18 protein-coding genes are annotated in these 18697 nt (G+C 72.8%); 8 read left to right on the forward strand and 10 right to left on the reverse strand.

Going from position 1 to position 18697, the window contains the following annotated elements:
• Positions 1 to 2 precede the first annotated feature (2 nt).
• Positions 3 to 947: an NAD(P)-dependent oxidoreductase gene (locus ACWFQ8_RS22015; RefSeq protein WP_453787961.1), complete on the reverse strand. Its 945-nt coding sequence runs from the start codon at positions 945 to 947 to the stop codon at positions 3 to 5.
• 95 nt (positions 948 to 1042) lie between these two features.
• Between ACWFQ8_RS22015 and ACWFQ8_RS22020 the strand changes: the two genes are divergently transcribed.
• From ACWFQ8_RS22020 to ACWFQ8_RS22030, 3 genes are all read left to right on the forward strand, one after another.
• The gene (locus ACWFQ8_RS22020) at positions 1043 to 1378 is read left to right on the forward strand and encodes a winged helix-turn-helix transcriptional regulator (protein ID WP_453787962.1); all 336 of its coding nucleotides are present in this window, start codon (positions 1043 to 1045) and stop codon (positions 1376 to 1378) included.
• Positions 1379 to 1504: 126 nt separating this feature from the next.
• The gene (locus tag ACWFQ8_RS22025; RefSeq protein ID WP_453787963.1) at positions 1505 to 3193 is read left to right on the forward strand and encodes a hypothetical protein; all 1689 of its coding nucleotides are present in this window, start codon (positions 1505 to 1507) and stop codon (positions 3191 to 3193) included.
• Positions 3194 to 3206: 13 nt separating this feature from the next.
• The gene (locus ACWFQ8_RS22030) at positions 3207 to 4793 is read left to right on the forward strand and encodes a DUF2142 domain-containing protein (RefSeq protein WP_453787964.1); all 1587 of its coding nucleotides are present in this window, start codon (positions 3207 to 3209) and stop codon (positions 4791 to 4793) included.
• Positions 4794 to 4853: 60 nt separating this feature from the next.
• Here ACWFQ8_RS22030 and ACWFQ8_RS22035 read toward each other — a convergent pair whose 3' ends face one another.
• Both ACWFQ8_RS22035 and ACWFQ8_RS22040 read right to left on the reverse strand, forming a co-directional pair.
• On the reverse strand, positions 4854 to 5564 hold the full coding sequence (locus ACWFQ8_RS22035) for a carbon-nitrogen hydrolase family protein (protein ID WP_453787965.1): 711 nt from the start codon (positions 5562 to 5564) through the stop codon (positions 4854 to 4856).
• Positions 5565 to 5593: 29 nt separating this feature from the next.
• Positions 5594 to 6172, reverse strand: a complete 579-nt coding sequence (locus tag ACWFQ8_RS22040) for a TetR/AcrR family transcriptional regulator (protein WP_453787966.1) — start codon at positions 6170 to 6172, stop codon at positions 5594 to 5596.
• A gap of 231 nt (positions 6173 to 6403) precedes the next feature.
• Between ACWFQ8_RS22040 and ACWFQ8_RS22045 the strand changes: the two genes are divergently transcribed.
• Positions 6404 to 8854 carry a beta-glucosidase gene (locus tag ACWFQ8_RS22045; protein WP_453787967.1) on the forward strand — a complete coding sequence of 817 codons (2451 nt, stop codon included), beginning with the start codon at positions 6404 to 6406 and terminating at the stop codon, positions 8852 to 8854.
• Positions 8855 to 8942: 88 nt separating this feature from the next.
• Here the strand turns inward: ACWFQ8_RS22045 and ACWFQ8_RS22050 are convergent, their stop codons facing one another.
• Positions 8943 to 9839, reverse strand: a complete 897-nt coding sequence (locus tag ACWFQ8_RS22050) for an SGNH/GDSL hydrolase family protein (RefSeq protein ID WP_453787968.1) — start codon at positions 9837 to 9839, stop codon at positions 8943 to 8945.
• A gap of 252 nt (positions 9840 to 10091) precedes the next feature.
• On the opposite strand from ACWFQ8_RS22050, the gene ACWFQ8_RS22055 reads away from it, so the two are divergent.
• Entirely contained in the window at positions 10092 to 10586 is a 495-nt protein-coding gene (locus tag ACWFQ8_RS22055; RefSeq protein ID WP_453787969.1) for a DUF3145 domain-containing protein, read from the forward strand.
• Between the two features lie 89 nt (positions 10587 to 10675).
• Here ACWFQ8_RS22055 and ACWFQ8_RS22060 read toward each other — a convergent pair whose 3' ends face one another.
• From ACWFQ8_RS22060 to ACWFQ8_RS22080, 5 genes are all read right to left on the reverse strand, one after another.
• The gene (locus ACWFQ8_RS22060) at positions 10676 to 11953 is read right to left on the reverse strand and encodes a beta-ketoacyl-[acyl-carrier-protein] synthase family protein (RefSeq protein WP_453787970.1); all 1278 of its coding nucleotides are present in this window, start codon (positions 11951 to 11953) and stop codon (positions 10676 to 10678) included.
• Between the two features lie 79 nt (positions 11954 to 12032).
• On the reverse strand, positions 12033 to 12281 hold the full coding sequence (locus ACWFQ8_RS22065; protein ID WP_453787971.1) for an acyl carrier protein: 249 nt from the start codon (positions 12279 to 12281) through the stop codon (positions 12033 to 12035).
• A 54-nt stretch (positions 12282 to 12335) separates the two neighbouring features.
• A complete protein-coding gene (locus ACWFQ8_RS22070) occupies positions 12336 to 13340 on the reverse strand; it encodes a beta-ketoacyl-ACP synthase 3 (RefSeq protein WP_453787972.1) in 1005 nt (334 codons plus the stop codon).
• 20 nt (positions 13341 to 13360) lie between these two features.
• Entirely contained in the window at positions 13361 to 14278 is a 918-nt protein-coding gene (locus ACWFQ8_RS22075) for an ACP S-malonyltransferase (RefSeq protein ID WP_453787973.1), read from the reverse strand.
• Between the two features lie 89 nt (positions 14279 to 14367).
• Entirely contained in the window at positions 14368 to 15585 is a 1218-nt protein-coding gene (locus tag ACWFQ8_RS22080; protein WP_384534123.1) for a PucR family transcriptional regulator, read from the reverse strand.
• A gap of 80 nt (positions 15586 to 15665) precedes the next feature.
• Here ACWFQ8_RS22080 and ACWFQ8_RS22085 point away from each other — a divergent pair, with 80 nt between their 5' ends.
• Positions 15666 to 16322, forward strand: a complete 657-nt coding sequence (locus ACWFQ8_RS22085; protein ID WP_453787974.1) for a pirin family protein — start codon at positions 15666 to 15668, stop codon at positions 16320 to 16322.
• Between the two features lie 9 nt (positions 16323 to 16331).
• On the opposite strand, the gene ACWFQ8_RS22090 is transcribed toward ACWFQ8_RS22085, so the two are convergent.
• A complete protein-coding gene (locus tag ACWFQ8_RS22090; protein WP_453788011.1) occupies positions 16332 to 17159 on the reverse strand; it encodes a serine hydrolase domain-containing protein in 828 nt (275 codons plus the stop codon).
• Positions 17160 to 17238: 79 nt separating this feature from the next.
• On the opposite strand from ACWFQ8_RS22090, the gene ACWFQ8_RS22095 reads away from it, so the two are divergent.
• Both ACWFQ8_RS22095 and ACWFQ8_RS22100 read left to right on the forward strand, forming a co-directional pair.
• Positions 17239 to 17637 (forward strand): MerR family transcriptional regulator, encoded by a 399-nt coding sequence (locus ACWFQ8_RS22095; protein WP_453787975.1) that lies wholly within the window; start codon positions 17239 to 17241, stop codon positions 17635 to 17637.
• Positions 17634 to 18665 carry an aldo/keto reductase gene (locus ACWFQ8_RS22100; RefSeq protein WP_453787976.1) on the forward strand — a complete coding sequence of 344 codons (1032 nt, stop codon included), beginning with the start codon at positions 17634 to 17636 and terminating at the stop codon, positions 18663 to 18665. The genes ACWFQ8_RS22095 and ACWFQ8_RS22100 overlap by 4 nt, the downstream gene beginning before the upstream one ends.
• Positions 18666 to 18697 lie beyond the last annotated feature (32 nt).

An 18697-nucleotide genomic window follows, 5' to 3' on the forward strand; every position in this document is an offset into this window, starting at 1 on the left:
CGCTACCGGCCCGTCCTCAGCAGGGTGATCGCGCCGGCCGTGTCCTCGGCGCCGTGGACGGCGGGGTCCGCCTCCAGCCGCCGCCGCATCAGGTCGAGGTACGGGGCGATCAGCTCCGTGCTGACCCCCTGGTCCCCGGCCGTGCGCACCAGGGTGCCGCTGGCCGCGACCTGCATGGCCAGATTGGACACGACCCCGGTGGTGAAGTCCCCGGAGGCCAGCCGCTCCGCGGCGTCGCCGACGAAGAAGCCCATCGCGCCGAGCCACTCGGACAGCAGCGGGGCCAGGTCCTTCGGGGAGATGTCCTCGCCCTCGACGAGGGCGTAGGCGTGCGAGATCCCGGCGAACAGCCCGTACATCGCGCTCAGCAGGGCCACGTCGTGCAGCGCGGCGTACCCGGCGTTCTCGCCCACGAAGCGGGCCCCGGCCGGGACCTCCAGCACCGCCCGGTGCTCGTCGAAGAGCGCGCGAGAGCCGCTGTGGAAGACGTAGCCGCCGGCCTCCGGGACGCCGATCATCGTCGGAGTGGCCATGATCCCGCCGTCCAGGAACCGGGCGCCCCGCGCCCGGGCCCACGCGGCCCGGGCCCGGCCTTCGGCCGGGGTGCCGGTGGTGAGGTTGACCAGGTCCTTGCCGGTCAGGTCGACGCCCTCCAGCGCCGCGTCCACGGAGGCGTCGTCGAGCAGGCACAGGACGACGAGCCGGTTCGCCGCCACCGCCTCGGCGGGGCTCGGGGCGGCGAGGGCGCCGAGCGCGGCCAGCGGCTCCGCCTTGGCGGCGGTGCGGTTCCAGACGGTCAGGGGATGGCCGGCGGCCAACCAGGTACGGGCCAGGGCGGTGCCCATGTCACCCAGGCCGAGCAGGGTGAGCGGGGTGGGGCCGGTGGCAGGGGCGGTGGCAGGGACGGCGGGAGCGGCGGGCGGGTTCTGCGCTGCGTTGTCGGTCATGCGTTCAGCCTGGTGGCAGGCCATGAGAGGCTCAAGTACGCACTTCGGAGTGGGTGGTTACCCCGAGGTGAGCGAGCAGGTGGGAGGGATGCGCGATGACGCCGGCACGAAGGCCCGGGGCGGACCACTGCGGAGTGGCCGCGGCGATGTCCGTGATCGACGGCAAGTGGAAGGTGTCGCTCCTGTGGGAGTTGGACCAGTGCCCGCGCCGCTTCGGCGAACTGCGCCGACTGGTCCCCGGAGTCTCCGAGAAGGTGCTCGCCGCGCAGCTGCGCGAGATGGAGGCCGACGGCATCGTGCACCGCGAGGTGTACGAGGAGGTGCCGCCGCGGGTCGAGTACTCGCTGACCCCCCTGGGCCAGGACCTCAACCAGGCCCTGGAGGTCCTGGGTGCCTGGGGCACCAAGCACCTGCTCCCCGACCCGGCCTGAGCCCGGCCGGGGCCCCGCCGAGGGCGGCCGCACCCCGCGCGCGGGTGTGATCCCGGCCAGGCTCCCGCCCGTCCGGGGCCCGATAGTATGCACGGCAGCAAGCGCCACGGCAGTAGGGACGAAGCAGTGACAGTCAGCACCGAAGGGTCGGTGACCGAGCTGCCTCCGAGCGGACCGGCCGCGTCCGACCATCCCCCGATACCGTCGGCACGGCGGGCCCTGCGGTCCCGGGGCACGCTGCTGTTCCTGGAGGCCGCCGTCGCGTTCGCCGCGGCCCTCGTCCTCCCGCTGCTGGCCCGCGGCTTCAACTTCAACCCCCTCAACAGGATCGCGCAGGTCAGCGGCCTCGCCGCGATCCAGCTGCGGTTCGTGCTGATCGGCCTGCTGTGCGTCGCCGCCGTCGCGCTCGCCATGCGGCTGCGCGGCGGCCGGCACTTCGACCTGACGGCGCGGTTCGCCGCCGCCGCCATCGCGGGTCTGGCCAGCGGCTTCGTGGCGGCCGGCGCGGTCGTCGCGCTCCACGGCACGCCCTGGCCGATGTTCGGTCTCAACGGCGACAGCGGCCGCATCGTCGAATGGGCCCACGCGGTCGCCAACGGCCGGCCGTCCGGCTCGCCGGTCTACCCGCCCGCCCCGCTCCACACCCTCGGCCACTACGCCGAGTGGTTCCGCGGCGGGAACACCGCGTACGCCTTCAAGGACCTCCAGATCCTCGGCGCCGCCGCCTTCGGACCGCTGGTGTACCTCGCCTGGCGCCTGCTGCTCAGCCCGGTCCGCGCCCTCGCCTTCGGCGTGGCGCCGGCCTTCGCGCTCATCGACGCGTACAAGCCGTACAGCCAGACCGTCCTCGTGCTGCTGGTCCCGGTGCTCGTGGCCATGGTGGTGTCCCTGCGCCGCAGCGGGACGGACGACTGGCGACGGCTGCTCCTCAAGGGCGCCGGCTTCGGGGTGCTGCTCGGCGTCCTGTTCCTCACCTACTCCGGTTGGTTCCTGTGGAGCGCGGCGGGCGTGCTGTTCGCCGCCCTCCTGTACTTCCCGTGGCGGACCGGCCGGCTCAAGGGCGCGGCCTTCCTCGGCGCCTCCCTGGCCGGCTTCCTCGTCGTCGCCGGGCGCTACCTGGTGGTCATGCTGACCGAGGGGCAGACGACCAAGGACTACAACTTCCGGTTCGACAACTTCACCGACCCGGCCTACTACCTGATGTGGCGCACCGACATGCCCGGCAAGGTCGGCGAGTGGCCGCTGCCCGGCGAGTACGGCGGCGTCGGGCTCTTCGCCCTGCTCACCTTCGTCTGCCTGGGCGCCGCGATCTGGCTCGGCATCCGCCGGCCCATGGTCGTCACCATCGCGGCCATGTTCATCAGCGCCTGGGTCATGCGGATGTTCATCGCCTCGCACATGTACGAGACGCAGACCGTGCAGCTCTACACCCGCACCAACAACCAGCTGCTCTACTGCGGTCTGCTGCTGTGCGCGCTGCTCGCCCACCTGGTCTCGCAGCGGATCGCCGCACGCCGCACCGCCGAGGAGGCCGCGGACACGGCGGCTGGCCCGGCGGGCGGCCACCGGAGCGGCTCCGGCCTGCCGGCCCGCGAGGGTGCGGTGATCGGCACCCTGTGCGCCCTGCTGCTGCTCCTGGGCACCGTCGCCTCCTCGATGGCCGACCGCTACATGCCGGCCCAGGACGGCACGTACCGGATCCTGCCCTACGTGTCGCACACGATCACCGAGCAGGACGGCAGCTGCCCGAAGTTCGCCCCCGGCGGCACATGCTCCAAGGACGGCGACCAGAGCTGGCTGGGCTACGTCCGATGACCCGGGGGAACAGATGATCTCCGCACTGACGCGGCTGGCCGACTGGTCCGCCCGGACGCCCAAGCGCCTCTGGGCGGTCTCGTTCGCCCTCTTCCTCACCCTCGCCGGCTCCTGGGCCGCGGCGTCGCCCATCGGCAGCTCCCCGGACGAGCACGCGCACTTCATCCGCGCCGCCGCCGTAGCCCGGGGCCAGATCGGCGGACCCGAGGTGATGGTCCCCCACTACGTCGCGGGCATCGAGGGCGAGTTCGCCGAGACCGGCGTGCAGCTCCCGGAGTGGTACAAGCAGCTCCCGTCGCTGCACGAGTGCTACTCCTGGCACGAGGACGAGCCCGCCTCCTGCGCGCCCTCGATCGGGAGCTCCGAGAAGACCGTCCAGGTCACCACCGCCGCCGGCCGCTACCACCCCGCGTACTACCTGGCGACCGGCTGGCCGAGCCTGCTCGTCGACGGCCCCGAGGGGCTGTACCTGATGCGCCTGATGTCGGCGCTGCTCTGCTCGGCCCTGCTGGCCGGCGCCGTGGTCACGGCCGCCGAGTGGCGGCGCCGCTCCCTGGCCGTGCTGGGCGTGTTCGCCGCGGCCACACCGATGGCCCTGTACATGGCGGGCATGGTCAATCCCAGCGGCGGTGAGATCGCCGCCGGCGTCCTGGTGTGGACGGCACTGCTGTCGATCACGATGTCGCCCGACCCGGGGCTGCTCAACCGCCGGCTGGCCCGGCTCGGCATCGGCGGTCTGGTACTGATCAACATCAGGCCGCTCGGGCTGATCTGGTTCGCCGGGGCACTGGTCTTCGGTCTGCTGCTGGCGCGCCGGCGCGGTCTGCTGGGCTCGGTTCTGCGCCGCAAGGCCGTCTGGCTGTGGACCGTGCTGCTGGGCGCCGCCTCGGCCGGGGCGCTGCTGTGGGCGCGTGCGCACCCGGACAACTCGGTGATCGACATCCCGGACAGCCTCACCACCGTGACGGCCGCCAAGCGGACGCTCGGCAACACCGCGACCTACGTCCAGCAGATGCTCGGCTACTTCGGCTGGCTGGACACCCCTGCGCCCGCCCTCACCTGGGAGGTCTGGCTGGGCGTGATCGCCGCGCTCGTCGTGCTGGCGCTCGCCTACGGCCGCTTCCGCGAGACGCTGGCCGTCCTCGGCATGCTGGTGGGCATCGTGCTGCTGCCGGTGGTCGCCCAGGCCTCGCAAGCGGAGAAGATCGGCATGGTGTGGCAGGGCCGCTACCTGCTGCCGTTCGCCGTGGGTCTGCCGCTGATGGCGGTGCTGATCTGCGCGAGCCGGGCACCCGACCGGGGCTTCCCGTGGCGCAGGCTGGTCGGCTTCGCCGCCGCCGGGCTCACGCTCGCGAACGTGGCGGCCTTCTTCTGGACGCTGCGGCGGTTCGCGGTCGGCACCTCGGCCTCCTGGGTGCCCTCGCCCGCGCACTGGGCCCCGCCCGGCGGCTGGGTGCTGTGGACCGGCGTGTACGCCGTGGCCGCGCTGGCCCTGCTCGTGCTGGCGCTGCAGTCGGACCGCGTACCGGCCCCCGGCGGGCACGCGGATTCCGACGGCTCCCGCTCCGGGCGGCATTCGCGCGTTCCCGAGTTCCTCTGACGGAGTCCGGCTGACCCGGCCCCCGGGCCCCCGTACCGGGGGTGCGGGGGCCGGGTCCGTTCAGGCGCCGATCTCCGCCGTCACCACCGAGGGGGTGCGGTCGTCCGCCTCGGCCAGCAGTTCCCCGCCCGGCGCCCAGACGGCGGCGCCGCCGCAGCCCGTCCAGGGCCCGGCCGGGCCGACGTGGTTGGCGAGCACGACGTACAGCCCGTGGTCCTTCGCGATGCCGGGATAGACGTCGGCGCGCTCCCGTATCCCGTTGCCCGTCCCGTACAGGGAGCTGGCCAGGTGCACCCGGCAGCCGTCCGCCGCGCCCCGGCCGGGCAGTTCCGGGAAGTGGTTGTCGTAGCAGACGCCCAGCGAGAAGCGGATCCCCCCGAGCTCGAAGCGCCCGTCGCCGCTGCCGGCCAGGAAGACGTCCTTCTCCTGCTCGTAGAGGTGCTGCTTCGCGTACGTGGTCACGAGTGTGCCGTCCGCGTCGTGGACCAGCGTCGCCAGCGCCGGGAGGGGGCCGCCGGTGCGCAGCGCGACGTTGACCGCGGTGGCGACGCCGGCCGAGCGCACCGGGTCCAGGCGGAGGTCGTCGGGCTCCATCCAGAGTCCGGGATCGGCGGCCAGCGCCCCCAGTTCGTAGCCGGTGAGCGTGAGCTCGGGGAACACCACCAGGGCGGCGCCCTCCTCGCGGGCCCGGACGGCGAGGGCGGCCGCCCGCTCGGCGTTGGCGCGGACGTCGGCGGGGACACAGGTCAGTTGGGCTGCGGCGATCTTCATGGGCTCAGCATCCCAAGCGCCACCCGCCGCTAGGCGACTTCCGGTCCGCGCAGCAGGGTGAGGAAGGACCGGAAGGCGCCGGGCATGTCCACCGACTCCGGGGCCAGCAGCCACTGGTACTGGAGGCCGTCCATGACCGCCGTCAGCAGCGGCGCCGCCTGCTCCGGGGTCAGCCCCGAGGGCAGGCGCTCGCCGAACTCGGCGCGCAGGACCGAGGCCATCTCCGCGCGGACCTGGGCGTAGCGCTCGGTGAAGAACGCGCGGGCCGGGTGCCCGTCGGTGACGCTCTCGCCCAGCAGCGCCGAGAAGGTCTGCACGATGCCCGGGCGCATGGCGTTGTAGTCCACCAGCGAGGCCAGCAGGTCGAGGCGCCAGGTGTCGGCCGCGGCGCGCGAGCCGCCGCCCGTGTCCCACCGGTCGCGCTCCTCCAGGACCGCGACGAGCAGCGCCTCCTTGGTCGGGAAGTAGTGCAGCAGCCCCTGCTGCGTCAGGCCCACGCGCTCCGCGACCGTGCCCAGGGCCGCGCCCCGGTACCCGCGCTCCGCGATCACCTCGACGGCGGCCCTCAGGATCTCCCCGCGCCGCTCCTCGCTCCTCGCCCTGGCCATCGACCGGCACCCCTTCTCCGCCCACACCTGTCAGCAGGACCGTACGGCACGAGAGTTATCACGAACGGGTCACGAACCTTACCGTCCTACAGGTATCGGGTCCACGATGGGGCGACCACCGGGTCACCGCACCGCACCCTGTGCAACGCACGCACGCACCGCATCTCGCACAGCGCACCGCACCGCACCCACCGCACCCGCACGCACCGCACCCCACGAGGAGGCACGGCCGTGACCGATGCCGATCAGGTCCGCGAAGACGCCGTAGAAGCGGCACTCGGAAAGCTCGATCTCGACACCAAGGCCCGCCTCCTGGCCGGCCAGGACATGTGGTCCCTGCCCGCGCTGCCGGAGATCGGGCTGAGGTCCCTGGTCATGTCCGACGGCCCCATCGGGGTGCGCGGCGTGCGCTGGACCGCCGCCGACCCGTCCGTCGCCCTGCCCTCACCGACCGCGCTCGCCGCCGCCTGGGACCCGGAGCTCGCCCGCCGCGCCGGCCGGCTCCTCGCGCAGGAGGCCCGCCGCAAGGGCGTGCACGTCCTGCTCGCGCCCACCGTCAACCTGCACCGCTCCCCGCTCGGCGGACGGCACTTCGAGTGCTACTCCGAGGACCCCTACCTCACCGGAGCCGTCGGCAGCGGCTACGTCAGCGGTGTCCAGGACGGCGGGGTCGCCACCACCGTCAAGCACTTCGTCGGCAACGACGCCGAGACCGACCGCTTCACCGTCGACAGCGTCATCGCCCCGCGCCCGCTGCGCGAGCTGTACCTGGCGCCCTTCGAGGCCATCGTCGCCAACGCCCACCCGTGGGGCATCATGACCGCCTACAACCAGGTCAACGGCACCACGATGACCGAGCACCGCCACCTCGTGAACGAGGTCCTGCGCGGCGAGTGGGGCTTCGACGGCTGCAACATCTCCGACTGGACGGCCGCCCGCTCCACCGCCGGCGCCATCGAGGGCGGCACGGACGTCGCCATGCCCGGCCCGACCACCGTCTACGGCCCCGCCCTCACCGAGGCCGTCCGGGCGGGTGAGGTCCCCGAGTCCGCCGTGGACGCGGCGGTGCGCAACGTGCTGCGCCTGGCCGCCCGCGTCGGCCTGCTGGACGGCGCCCCCGCCGTCGTCGCCGAGCCCCCGGCCCCCGTCGACGGCCAGGCGCTGGCCCGCGAGCTCGCCGCGCGCGGCTTCGTCCTCGTCCGCAACGAGGCCGTGTCCGGCGGGGCACCGGCCCTGCCCCTCGACACCGGCCGGACGGTGGCCCTCGTCGGCTCCGCCGCCCGCGACGCCCGCGTCCTCGGCGGCGGCTCCGCCACCGTCTTCCCCGAGCGGATCGTCTCCCCGCTCGACGGGCTCGCCGCCGCCCTGCCGCAGGGGGCGCTGACCTTCGCCGTCGGCGCCGACCCCTGCGACGAACCGGTCCCCGCCGACAAGGGCTTCGAGCTGCGCGCCGTCTGCCGCGACGCGTCCGGCACCGTCCTCGGCGAGGGCGGCCTGCCGACCGGCCAGGTCCAGTGGATCGGCGACGACCTGCCCGAGGGGGCCTCGTACGAGACGATGGCGAGCATCGAGGTCACCGGCACGTTCCTGCCGCGCGAGAGCGGCGAGCACCTCTTCGGCACTCGGGGGCTGGGCGCCTTCGCCCTCGCCGTCGGCGGGGAGACCCGCTGGGAGGGCGTCCAGGAGATGGGCGACGAGGCCGACCCCTTCGAGGCCTTCCTCGGCGCCCCCAGCGAGCGCGCCCGGGTCGCCCTCACCGAGGGGGAGCCGGTCGAGGTGTCGCTGACCTACCGGCTCCCCGACCTGAGCGCGCTGCCGCTCCGGGCGGTCATGTTCTCGCTGCTCCACCTCGGCCCGCGCCGCGATGCCGACGAGCTGATCGCGGAGGCCGTGGCGGCCGCCCGCGCCGCGGACACCGCCGTCGTGGTCGTCGCCACCACCGAGCGGGTGGAGTCCGAGGGCTTCGACCGCAAGGACCTCCGGCTGCCGGGCCGCCAGGACGACCTGGTCCGCGCCGTCGCCGCCGCCAACCCGAACACCGTGGTCGTGGTCAACGCCGGTTCCCCCGTCGAGCTCCCGTGGCGCGAGGAGGTCGCCGCCGTGCTGCTCACCTGGTTCCCCGGGCAGGAGGGCGGGGCCGCGCTGGCCGACGTACTCCTCGGCGACGCGGAGCCGGGCGGGCGGCTGCCCACGACCTGGCCGGCGGAGTCCGCCGACGCCCCGGTCATCGAGGTCGTCCCCACCGAGGGGCGCCTGGAGTACCGCGAGGGCCTCTTCATCGGCTACCGGGCGTACGAGAAGCACGCCGTCGCCCCCGCCTTCCCCTTCGGGCACGGACTCGGCTACACCGACTGGGCCTACGAGTCCCTGGAAGCCACCGCCGACACGGTCCGGGTGCGCCTGACCAACACCGGGAGCCGGCCGGGCCGCGAGGTCGTCCAGGTCTACCTGGCTCCCGTCGCCGACGCCGTCGAGCGCCCGGCGAGCTGGCTGGCCGCCTTCGCGGGCGCGGTGGCCGACCCGGGCGAGAGCGTCGAGGTGGAGATCCCGCTGCCCGCCCGGACCTTCGAGATCTGGGACGAGGGGAGCGGCGGCTGGCGGCGGATCAGCGGTACGTACGAGGTCCGCGCGAGCCACGCGCACGGCGACACGCGGCTGACGGCCGTGCTCTCTCTCGCATGACACGCCCGATGGCCGGAAATGACCCCTCCTGAGGCCACCAAGAGCAGGATCGGGGGCGGGCCCTGACACCCGCCCCCGGTCCGTCCGGCTACCGGGGCGGCTCGGCCGCGGTCACCTGGCGGTGCGCCAGCTCCGCCAGCCGCGCCTGGCCGTCCCTGCCCGGATGGAACCAGTCCCAGCGGCTCAACTGATCCGCCGAGAAGGGGTACTGGAACACCGCGCCGCCGTCGTAGCGGCACAGCGGGTCCTTCGCGCAGACCTCGCGCAGCACTTCGTTGTACTCGACCACCCGCGCCCGCACCTGCTCCCGCCGGGCCGTCGCCCCCGTCGCCGCGGACAGCGGGTCGGCGAGCATCGACTGGCAGATGCCGAGCTTCCAGACCTGCCGGACCATCGGGCTGTCCTTGCCCTGCTCCCACAGCCGTTGGAGGTCGGGCACGCTGGAGACGTACACCTGGGTGGAGGGGGACGCGGCCCGCAGTCCCGCGAGGGCCGTCTCGAAGCCCGCCCTGAACTCCGCCACCGGGGTCATGGAGGAAGCGGTGGGCCGGCAGGCGTCGTTCGAGCCCACCATCACCGTGACCAGGTCGGGCGCGTGTCCGGCGGCCGCCGTCAGCTGCGCCGGCAGGTCCGCCATCCGGGAGCCGGTCACCGCGTAGTTCCAGCTGCGGGTCGGCGCCGCGGCGTCCCCGAGCAGCCGGCTGGCGAGCGAGCGGACCGCCGGGTCGTTCCCGGTGGCCCAGGAGACCTCCGGGCAGTCGGCCAGTACCGAACAGGCGTCGAAACCCCGTGTGATGGAGTCGCCCACGGCGGCGATCGAGGTGGGCTCGGTGTTCCAGCGCGGTGCGGCCTGCGCGCCGCGCTCGCCCTCCGCGCCCGGTCCGCCCGACGAGCACCCGGCCACCGACCCGGTCAGCAGTGCGACCGCGGTGCCCGCACCCGCGAGCGTGCGGCGCGCGCGACGGCGCGGAGCGGTGGTGCGCATCGGAATGGGTCCCCTTCGTGTCACCCCGTCATCGTTCGGGGGCGTCCTGCTGAGTGAAAGCTCTGTGTTTACGGGCTTTGGAGCGACCGTACGTCACACCATGACCCCTGACTCACGGTAGCTTTTTCCCGTGGCGTTTCGGCCGCAGGTCCCATTGCGCAATGTCCAAAAATTTCCGTTACATTACATCACGTCACATACTGTCCGTTTTCTGGAGTTTATTCCCGACCTCGTCCCAGACTGGAGGTCCCGGTGACGACACGTGGAGTTCTGTACGTGCATTCCGCGCCGCGCGCGCTCTGCCCGCACGTGGAATGGGCTGTTGCGGGCGTGCTCGGGGTGCGGGTGAACCTCGACTGGATCAGGCAGCCCGCTTCCCCCGGCACCTGGAGAGCCGAGTTCTCCTGGCAGGCCGAGGCCGGCACCGCCTCGAAGCTTGCCTCCGCGCTGCGCGGCTGGCACCTGCTGCGCTTCGAAGTGACCGCGGAACCCTGTCCGACCGCCGAGGGCGAGCGCTACAGCTCCACCCCCGAGCTCGGCATCTTCCACGCCGTCACCGGCATGCACGGAGACATCCTCATCCCGGAGGACCGGTTGCGCGCCGCCCTCGCCCGGTCCGCGCGCGGCGAGACCGACCTGGAGGCGGAGATCGCCAAACTGCTCGGCAAGCCGTGGGACGACGAGTTGGAGCCCTTCCGCCACGCGGGCGAGGGAGCTCCGGTGCGCTGGCTCCACCAGGTCGTCTGACCCCCCCGGTAGGAAAGGGCCCCGCCGAAAGGGCCCCGCCGAAAAGGGCCCCGCCCGGCGACTGCCGAGCGGGGCCCTTCGTACACGCGTCAGACGCTTCGGAACGCCAGGGTCACGTTGTGACCGCCGAAGCCGAAGGAGTTGTTGATCGCGGAGATCGGACCGTCGGCCGGCAGCTTGCGGGGCTCGCCGCGCACGATGTCCGCGTCGATGTCGTCGTCCAGGTCGTCGACGTTGATCGTCGGCGGGGCCAGCCGGTTGTACAGCGCCAGCACGGTCGCGACCGTCTCGATGCCGCCCGCGCCACCCAGCAGGTGACCGGTCATCGACTTGGTCGCGGAGATCGCGATGTGGTCGAGGTCGTCGCCCAGCACCTTGCGCAGCGCCTTCAGCTCGGCCGTGTCACCCTGCGGAGTGGACGTGGCGTGCGCGTTCAGGTGGACCAGCTCGGCCGGGTCGAGACCCGTGTTGTCGAGCAGGTTGCGCACCGCGGCCGCGACACCGCGGCCGGTCGGCTCCGGCTGCGCGATGTGGTGGCTGTCGGCGGACAGGCCCTGGCCCAGCACCTCGCAGTACACCCGGGCGCCGCGCGCGGCGGCGTGCTCGGCGGACTCCAGGACCACGACGCCGGCGCCCTCACCGAGGACGAAGCCGTCACGGCCCTTGTCGTACGGGCGCGAAGCCTGCTCGGGGTGCTCGTTGTTCTTGGACATCGCCATCATGTTGGCGAACGCGGCGATGGGCAGCGGGTGGATCGCCGCCTCGGTGCCGCCCGCGACGACCACGTCGGCGCGGCCGGTACGGATCATCTCCACGGCGTAGCCGATGGCCTCGGCACCGGACGCGCACGCGCTGACCGGAGTGTGCACACCGGCCTGGGCGTTGACCTCCAGGCCGACGTTGGCCGACGGGCCGTTCGGCATCAGCATGGGAACGGTGTGCGGGGAGACCCGGCGCACACCCTTCTCCTTCAGTACGTCGTACTGGTCGAGCAGGGTCGTGACGCCGCCGATGCCGGAGGCGATGACCGTGCCCAGACGGTCGGGCGCGATGAAGGCGCCCGTCTGGGTCTCCTCACCGGCCGGAGCCGTGTAGCCGGCGTCGGCCCACGCCTCGCGGGCCGCGATGACGGCGAACTGCGCCGAGCGGTCGAGCTTGCGGGCCAGCGGCCGGGGGAGCACCTCGCTCGGGTCCACGGCGGCCGGTGCGGCGATACGGACCGGGAGTTCGGCGAAGCGCTCGCCCTCCAGGGGCTTTACGCCGGAACGGCCGGCGAGCAGACCTTCCCAGGTCGAAGCGCTGTCGCCACCCAGCGGAGTGGTTGCGCCGATACCGGTGACGACCACGGTGCGATTGGTCGGGCTCACAGGAATTCTTTCTCCACGTCTCAGGGGGTGCTGAATTGTCACGGCGCCACCGCCAGGTGGCGACAAACGCTCGTCAGGCTCAGGCCTGGTGCTTCAGGATGTACTCGGCGGCGTCGCCGACCGTCTTGAGGTTCTTGACGTCCTCGTCCGGGATCTTGACGTCGAAGCGCTCTTCGGCGGCGACGACGACCTCGACCATGGACAGGGAGTCGACGTCGAGGTCGTCGGTGAACGACTTCTCGATCTGGACGTCCTCGGTCGGGATGCCGGCGATCTCGTTGACGATCTCGGCGAGACCGGCGACGATCTCTTCCTGGGTGGCGGCCATGTGGCGCTCCTTCTCTGGGTAACTGGAATTCAGGACGGGAAGTGGATCCCGGCCCTAGGGGAGGGTAACGACCGTCGCGGCGTAGACGAGCCCCGCCCCGAAGCCGATGACGAGCGCGGTGTCGCCGCTCTTCGCCGCGCCGGTCGCCAGGAGCCGCTCCATAGCGAGCGGGATCGAGGCGGCCGAGGTGTTGCCGGTGGTCTCCACGTCGCGGGCGACCGTGACGTGATCCGGCAGCTTCAGAGTCTTCACCATCGAGTCGATGATCCGCATGTTTGCCTGGTGCGGAATGAAGACGTCCAGGTCTTCGGCGGTGATCCCGGCGGCGTCCAGCGCCTGCTGGGCCACCTTGGCCATCTCGAAGACGGCCCAGCGGAAGACCGCCTGGCCCTCCTGCGTGATGGCCGGGAACTTCTCGCCGCCGTCCTTGCCGAGGTACTCGTCCCACGGCACGGTCTGCTTGATGGTCTCGGACTTGTCGCCCTCGGAACCCCACACCGTGGGGCCGATGGCGGGCTCGTTCGAAGGGCCGACGACCACGGCGCCCGCACCGTCACCGAACAGGAAGGCCGTTGCGCGGTCCTCCAGGTCGGTCAGGTCCGAGAGCCGTTCCACGCCGATGACCAGGACGTACTCGGCGGAACCTTCCACCACCAGACCCTTGGCCAGGGTCAGGCCGTAGCCGAAGCCGGCGCAGCCGGCGGAGATGTCGAACGCGGCGGGCTTGCCCGCGCCGATCCGGTGCGCGATGTCGGTCGCGACGGCCGGGGTCTGCTTGAAGTGCGAGACCGTCGAGACGATCACGGCACCGATCTGCTCGGGGGAGACCCCGGCATCGGCCAGCGCCTTCCCGGAGGCCTCCACGGACATCGCGGAGACCGTTTCCTGGGGGGAGGCCCAGTGCCGCGTCGCGATTCCGGAGCGGGAGCGGATCCACTCGTCGGACGAGTCGATCGTCTCCAGGATGACCTCGTTGGGCACCACACGGATCGGACGGTAACCGCCGACCCCGAGGATGCGGGCGTACGGGGAGCCCTTGGCCGGCTTGATCTTGGACATGCGGTGTTCGGCTCCTTCTCTCAGGCCGCGTGCTCGGCTACGAGCGCCGCGGCCTTGTCGAGATCGTCCGGGGTCTTCAGCGCCACGCTCGGTACTCCCTTGAGCGCGCGCTTGGTCAGACCCGTCAGGGTGCCACCGGGGCAGAGCTCGATGATCCCCGTGACGCCCAGTGCGGCGAACGTCTCCATGCACAGGTCCCAGCGGACCGGATTCGCGACCTGGCCCACCAGTCGGGCGACGACGTCGGCGCCCGCGGTGACGACGAGGCCGTCCTTGTTCGAGACGTACTTCAGCGCCGGGTCCGCCGGGGCGAGGGCCTCGGAGGCCTTCGCCAGCGTCGCGACCGCCGGGGTCATGTGGTGCGTGTGGAACGCGCCCGCGACCTTGAGGGCGACGACCTTCATGGAACCTTCGGGCTTCTCGGCCTCCAGGGAGGCGATCTGCTCCATGGTGCCGGCGGCCACGATCTGGCCGGCGCCGTTGATGTTGGCCGGGGTCAGCCCCAGCTTCTCCAGGTGCGCGACGACCACGTCGCGGTCACCGCCGAGGACGGCGGCCATACCCGTCTCGGTGACGGCGGCGGCCTCGGCCATCGCCAGACCGCGGGTCCGTACGAAGGACAGCGCGTCGGCCTCGGAGAACACGCCGGCGTAAGCGGCGGCGGTGATCTCGCCGACGCTGTGACCGGAGACCGCGCCGAACGCCGCGGGCGAACCCAGCGCCGAGGCGGACAGCAGACCGGCGGCGACCAGCAGCGGCTGGGCCACGGCCGTGTCGCGGATCTCGTCGGCGTCGGCGTGCGTGCCGTAGTGGGCAAGGTCGAGCCCGATGGCGTCCGACCAGGCGGCGACGCGGTCAGCGGCACCGGGGAGGTCGAGCCAGGGAGTCAGGAAGCCGGGCGTCTGAGCGCCTTGGCCGGGAGCGACGAGTACGAGCACCCTCACACTCTCTCTTGTGGATGGTCCCTGCCGCCCGTGGGGACAGGGACGAAGAACCGTCGGGGTAATTGTTGATGTCCGACAAAAGTCTAGGACTGCGGATCTCCGTCGGCCAGACGCCCCAGGATCAGGGCGATCCGCAGTGTGAACGCGGAGCGCACATCGGAAGGAGACCATCCGGTGACGTCGGTCACACGTCGGAGCCGGTACCGCACCGTGTTGGGGTGCACGAACAGCATCCGGGCCGCCCCTTCGAGGCTGCTGGCCTGCTCCAGGTAGACGCTCAGCGTCTCCAGCAGAGCCGACCCCGCCTCCTCCAGCGGTCTGTAGATCTCCTCCACCAACTGCTCCCGCGCCGCCGGATCCGAGGCGATCGCGCGCTCCGGGAGGAGATCGTCCGCCAGGACGGGGCGCGGAGCGTCCTGCCACGCCGTACAGGCCTTGAGACCGGCCGCGGCGGCCTGCGCCGACTTCGTCGCGTTCAGCAGGTCGGGCACCACCGGCCCGGCCACCACCGGACCGGCCGCGAACGGCCCGATCAGGGATTTCGCCACCTGCATCGGGTTGTCGCTGCCGCCGGCGATGACGACCAGTCGGTCCCCGAGCACGCCCGTGAGCACTTGGAGCTTGTGATGGCGGGCCGCCCGCCGGATCGCCTCGACCGTCAGCTCGCTGTCACCCTCCGGAGCGGTGCCCAGCACCACGCACACGTGCTCCGGCGAGTTCCAGCCGAGCGCGGCCGCCCGGGACAGGGCGCCCTCGTCGGCCTCACCGGACAGCACCGCGTTGACCACGAGCGACTCCAGCCGGGCGTCCCACGCCCCGCGCGCCTCGGCGGCCTGCGCGTACACCTGGGCCGTCGCGAAGGCGATCTCCCGGGCGTACACCAGCAGCGCCTCGCGCAGGATCGACTCGTCGCCGGGGGCCGCCACCTCCTCGATCGCGGTCTCCATGACCTCGATCGTGGTGCGGACCATCTCGACGGTCTGCCGCAGCGTGATGGCCCGCGTCAGTTCGCGCGGAGCCGTACCGAACACGTCCGTGGAGATCGCCTGCGGGGTCTCCGGGTGCCGGAACCACTCCGTGAACGCGGCGATGCCGGCCTGCGCCACCAGGCCGATCCAGGACCGGTTCTCCGGGGGCATCGCCCGGTACCACGGCAGGGTCTCGTCCATCCGCGCGATCGCGTTCGCGGCGAGCCGACCGGAGGACTTCTCCAGCCGGCGCAGCGTCGCGGTGTGCGGATGCGCGGGCACGGGATGCGCGGGATGTGTCGCGGGGGAATGCTCACGTTCGGGTTGAGGCACGTGACAAGACTGCCTTATCGGGACGGCTGCGCGGAGTCCGGTCCCGGACCGTCACCGCCCCCGGGGCTACGGTTGCCCCCATGATTGATGTACGTCGCGGCACGGACCGGTACGAGGGCGGGGATCCGGCGAGCGGGATCTCCACCCGGCACGCCTTCTCCTTCGGATCCTCCTACGACCCGGACAACGTCCGCTTCGGCCCGGTCCTGGCCTGCAACGAGGAGACCCTCGCCGCCGGCGCCGGGTTCGACGAGCACCCCCACAGCCACACCGAGATCGTCACCTGGGTGATCGAGGGCGAGCTCACCCACCAGGACAGCACCGGACGCTCCGCCCTGGTCCGGGCCGGAGACGTCCAGCGCCTGGGCGCCGGCTCCGGGGCCCGGCACGTCGAGCGCAACGACGGCGCCGGCCGGCTGCGCTTCGTACAGACCTGGCTCGCGCCACTCGCCGCCGGCGGCGAGCCCACGTACGAGGTGGTCGAGGCCGTCGCCGACGGCACGCCCTACCAGGTCCCCGCGGCCGGCGCCGTGCTCCACGTCCGCCGGCCGGGCGCGGGCGAGCGGGTCCCCGTACCGGCGGCGGAGCGCGTGTACCTGCACGTGGTGCGCGGGGACCTGCGCCTGGACGGGGCGGAGCTGGGCCCCGGGGACTCGGTCCGGATCACGGGCGAGGCGGGCCTGGAGGTCGTCGCCGGCTCCCCCGGGGAACTGCTGATCTGGGAACTGCCGGGCTGAGCCCGCGGCTCAGACCCGGCCGCCGGAGGCCAGCTCGGCCAGGACCGCGTCGGTGAACGGCGGCCAGGCCGCCACGGCCCACGGGCCGAACGGGCGGTCCGTCAGCACCACGCACGCGGCGCGGGCCTGCGGGTCCACCCACAGGAAGGTGCCGGCCTGCCCGAAGTGGCCGAAGGTGCGGGGCGAGGACGAGGCGCCCGTCCAATGCGGGGACTTGCCGTCGCGGATCTCCAGGCCCAGCCCCCAGTCGTTGGGCGACTGGTGCCCGTACCCCGGCAGGACGCCCTTGAGCCCGGGCTGGACCACCGAGGTGGCTTCGGCGACCGTACGGACGTCCAGCAGCCGGGGCGCCTGCAGTTCGGCGGCGAAGCGGGCGAGGTCCGAGGCGGTGGACACGCCGTCCTTGGCGGGCGAACCCTCCAGCGTCGTCGCCGTCATGCCCAGCGGCTCGAAGACCGCCTGGTGCAGGTACTCGGCGAAGGGGATGCCGGTGGCCTTCGCGATGTGGTCCCCGAGCACCTCGAAACCGGCGTTCGAGTACAGCCGGCGCTGCCCGGGCGGGGCCGTCGCCCGGTGCTCGTCGAAGGCCAGGCCGCTGGTGTGCGCGAGCAGGTGACGGACCGTGGAGCCCTCGGGTCCGGCCGGCTCGTCCAGCTCGATCGCCCCCTCCTCGTACGCGACGAGGGCGGCGTACGCGGCGAGCGGCTTGGTCACCGAGGCCAGCGCGAAACGGTGCCCGACGGCACCGTGGGAGCCGGCCGCGGTCCCGTCGGCGCGCACCACGGCCGCCGCGGCGGTCGGCACCGGCCAGGTCTCGATGATCCGCAGACTTTCCATGCCGTTGACGGCCTCCACGCTCTCCATGCGGCCGAGCCTACTTGCTTCGAGTGCACTCCAGGGTTTTAGCGTGGGGGCCATGAGCCAGAGCCTGGCGCGGACGCGCTACACGATCAGCGAGGTCGAGGCCCGGACCGGTCTGACCCAGCACACCCTGCGCTGGTACGAGCGGATCGGCCTGATGCCGCACGTGGACCGCTCCCACTCGGGACAGCGGCGCTTCAGCGACAAGGACCTCGACTGGCTGGCCCTCGTGGGCAAGCTGCGCGCCACCGGCATGTCGGTGGCGGACATGGTCAGGTACGCGGAACTGGTCCGCGCGGGCGAGCACACCTTCGACGAGCGCCGCGAGCTCCTGGAGCGCACGCGGCGCGACGTGCGGGCGCGGATCGCGGAGCTGACGGACGCGCTCGGGGTTCTGGACCACAAGATCGGCACGTACGCGATGAGAACGAGCTCGGGGAAGGCAGCGCGATGACGGAGAACGGCAGCGGCGGCACCAGGATCGAGCAGGTCGAACTGGGCCGGGGCGGCCCCCTGGTCGGCGTCCAGGGCCTGGGTTGCATGGGCATCAGCGAGTTCTACGGACAGACGGACGAGAAGGCGGCCCACGAGACCCTGGACGCCGCGCTGGCCGCCGGGGTCACCCTCCTCGACACGGCGGACGCCTACGGCCGGGGGCGCAACGAGGAGTTCCTCGCCCCGTTCGTGGCCGCCCACCGGGACGAGATCACCCTGGCGACGAAGTTCGCGATAGAACGCACCGACGACCCGGCGTACCGGGGCATCCGCAACGACCGCGCGTACGTCCGGCAGGCCGTCGAGGGCAGCCTGCGCCGGCTCGGCGTCGACGTCATCGACCTGTACTACATGCACCGGCGCGACCCCGCCGTGCCGCTCGCCGAATCGGTGGGCGCCATGGCGGAGCTGGTGCGGGAGGGCAAGGTGCGCCACCTGGGGCTCAGCGAGGTCACCGGCGCGGAGCTGCGCGAGGCGCACGCCGTGCACCCCGTCGCGGCGCTCCAGTCGGAGTGGTCGCTGTTCAGCCGGGACGTGGAGCGCAGCGCGGTGGCCGCGGCGGCGGACCTGGGTGTGGCCCTCGTGCCCTACTCGCCGCTGGGGCGGGGATTCCTGACGGGCTCCTTCGCCGACGCGGGCAAGGACCTCTCGGAAGGCGACTTCCGCCGCTTCCAGCCCCGGTTCACCGGCGACAACGCGAAGGCCAACGCCGAACTGCTCGCCCCGGTGCGGCAGGTCGCCGAGGCGCACGGGGCCAGCCCCGCGCAGATCGCCCTGGCCTGGGTGCAGCAGCGGGCGCGGGTGCACGGGCTGACCGTGGTCCCGATCCCGGGCACCCGCAGGGCCGAGCGCCTCGCGGAGAACGCGGCGGCGACCCGGATCACCCTCTCCGCGGCGGAGCTGGCCCTGCTGGAGCCGATCGCCGCCCGGGTCGCGGGGGACCGCTACCCGGACATGAGCTTCACCGCGGTGGCCCGCGAGGCCTGAGCGCGGACGGTACGGGGCGCCCGCGCCCGGAG

This window comes from Streptomyces sp. NPDC055254 (assembly GCF_053606025.1).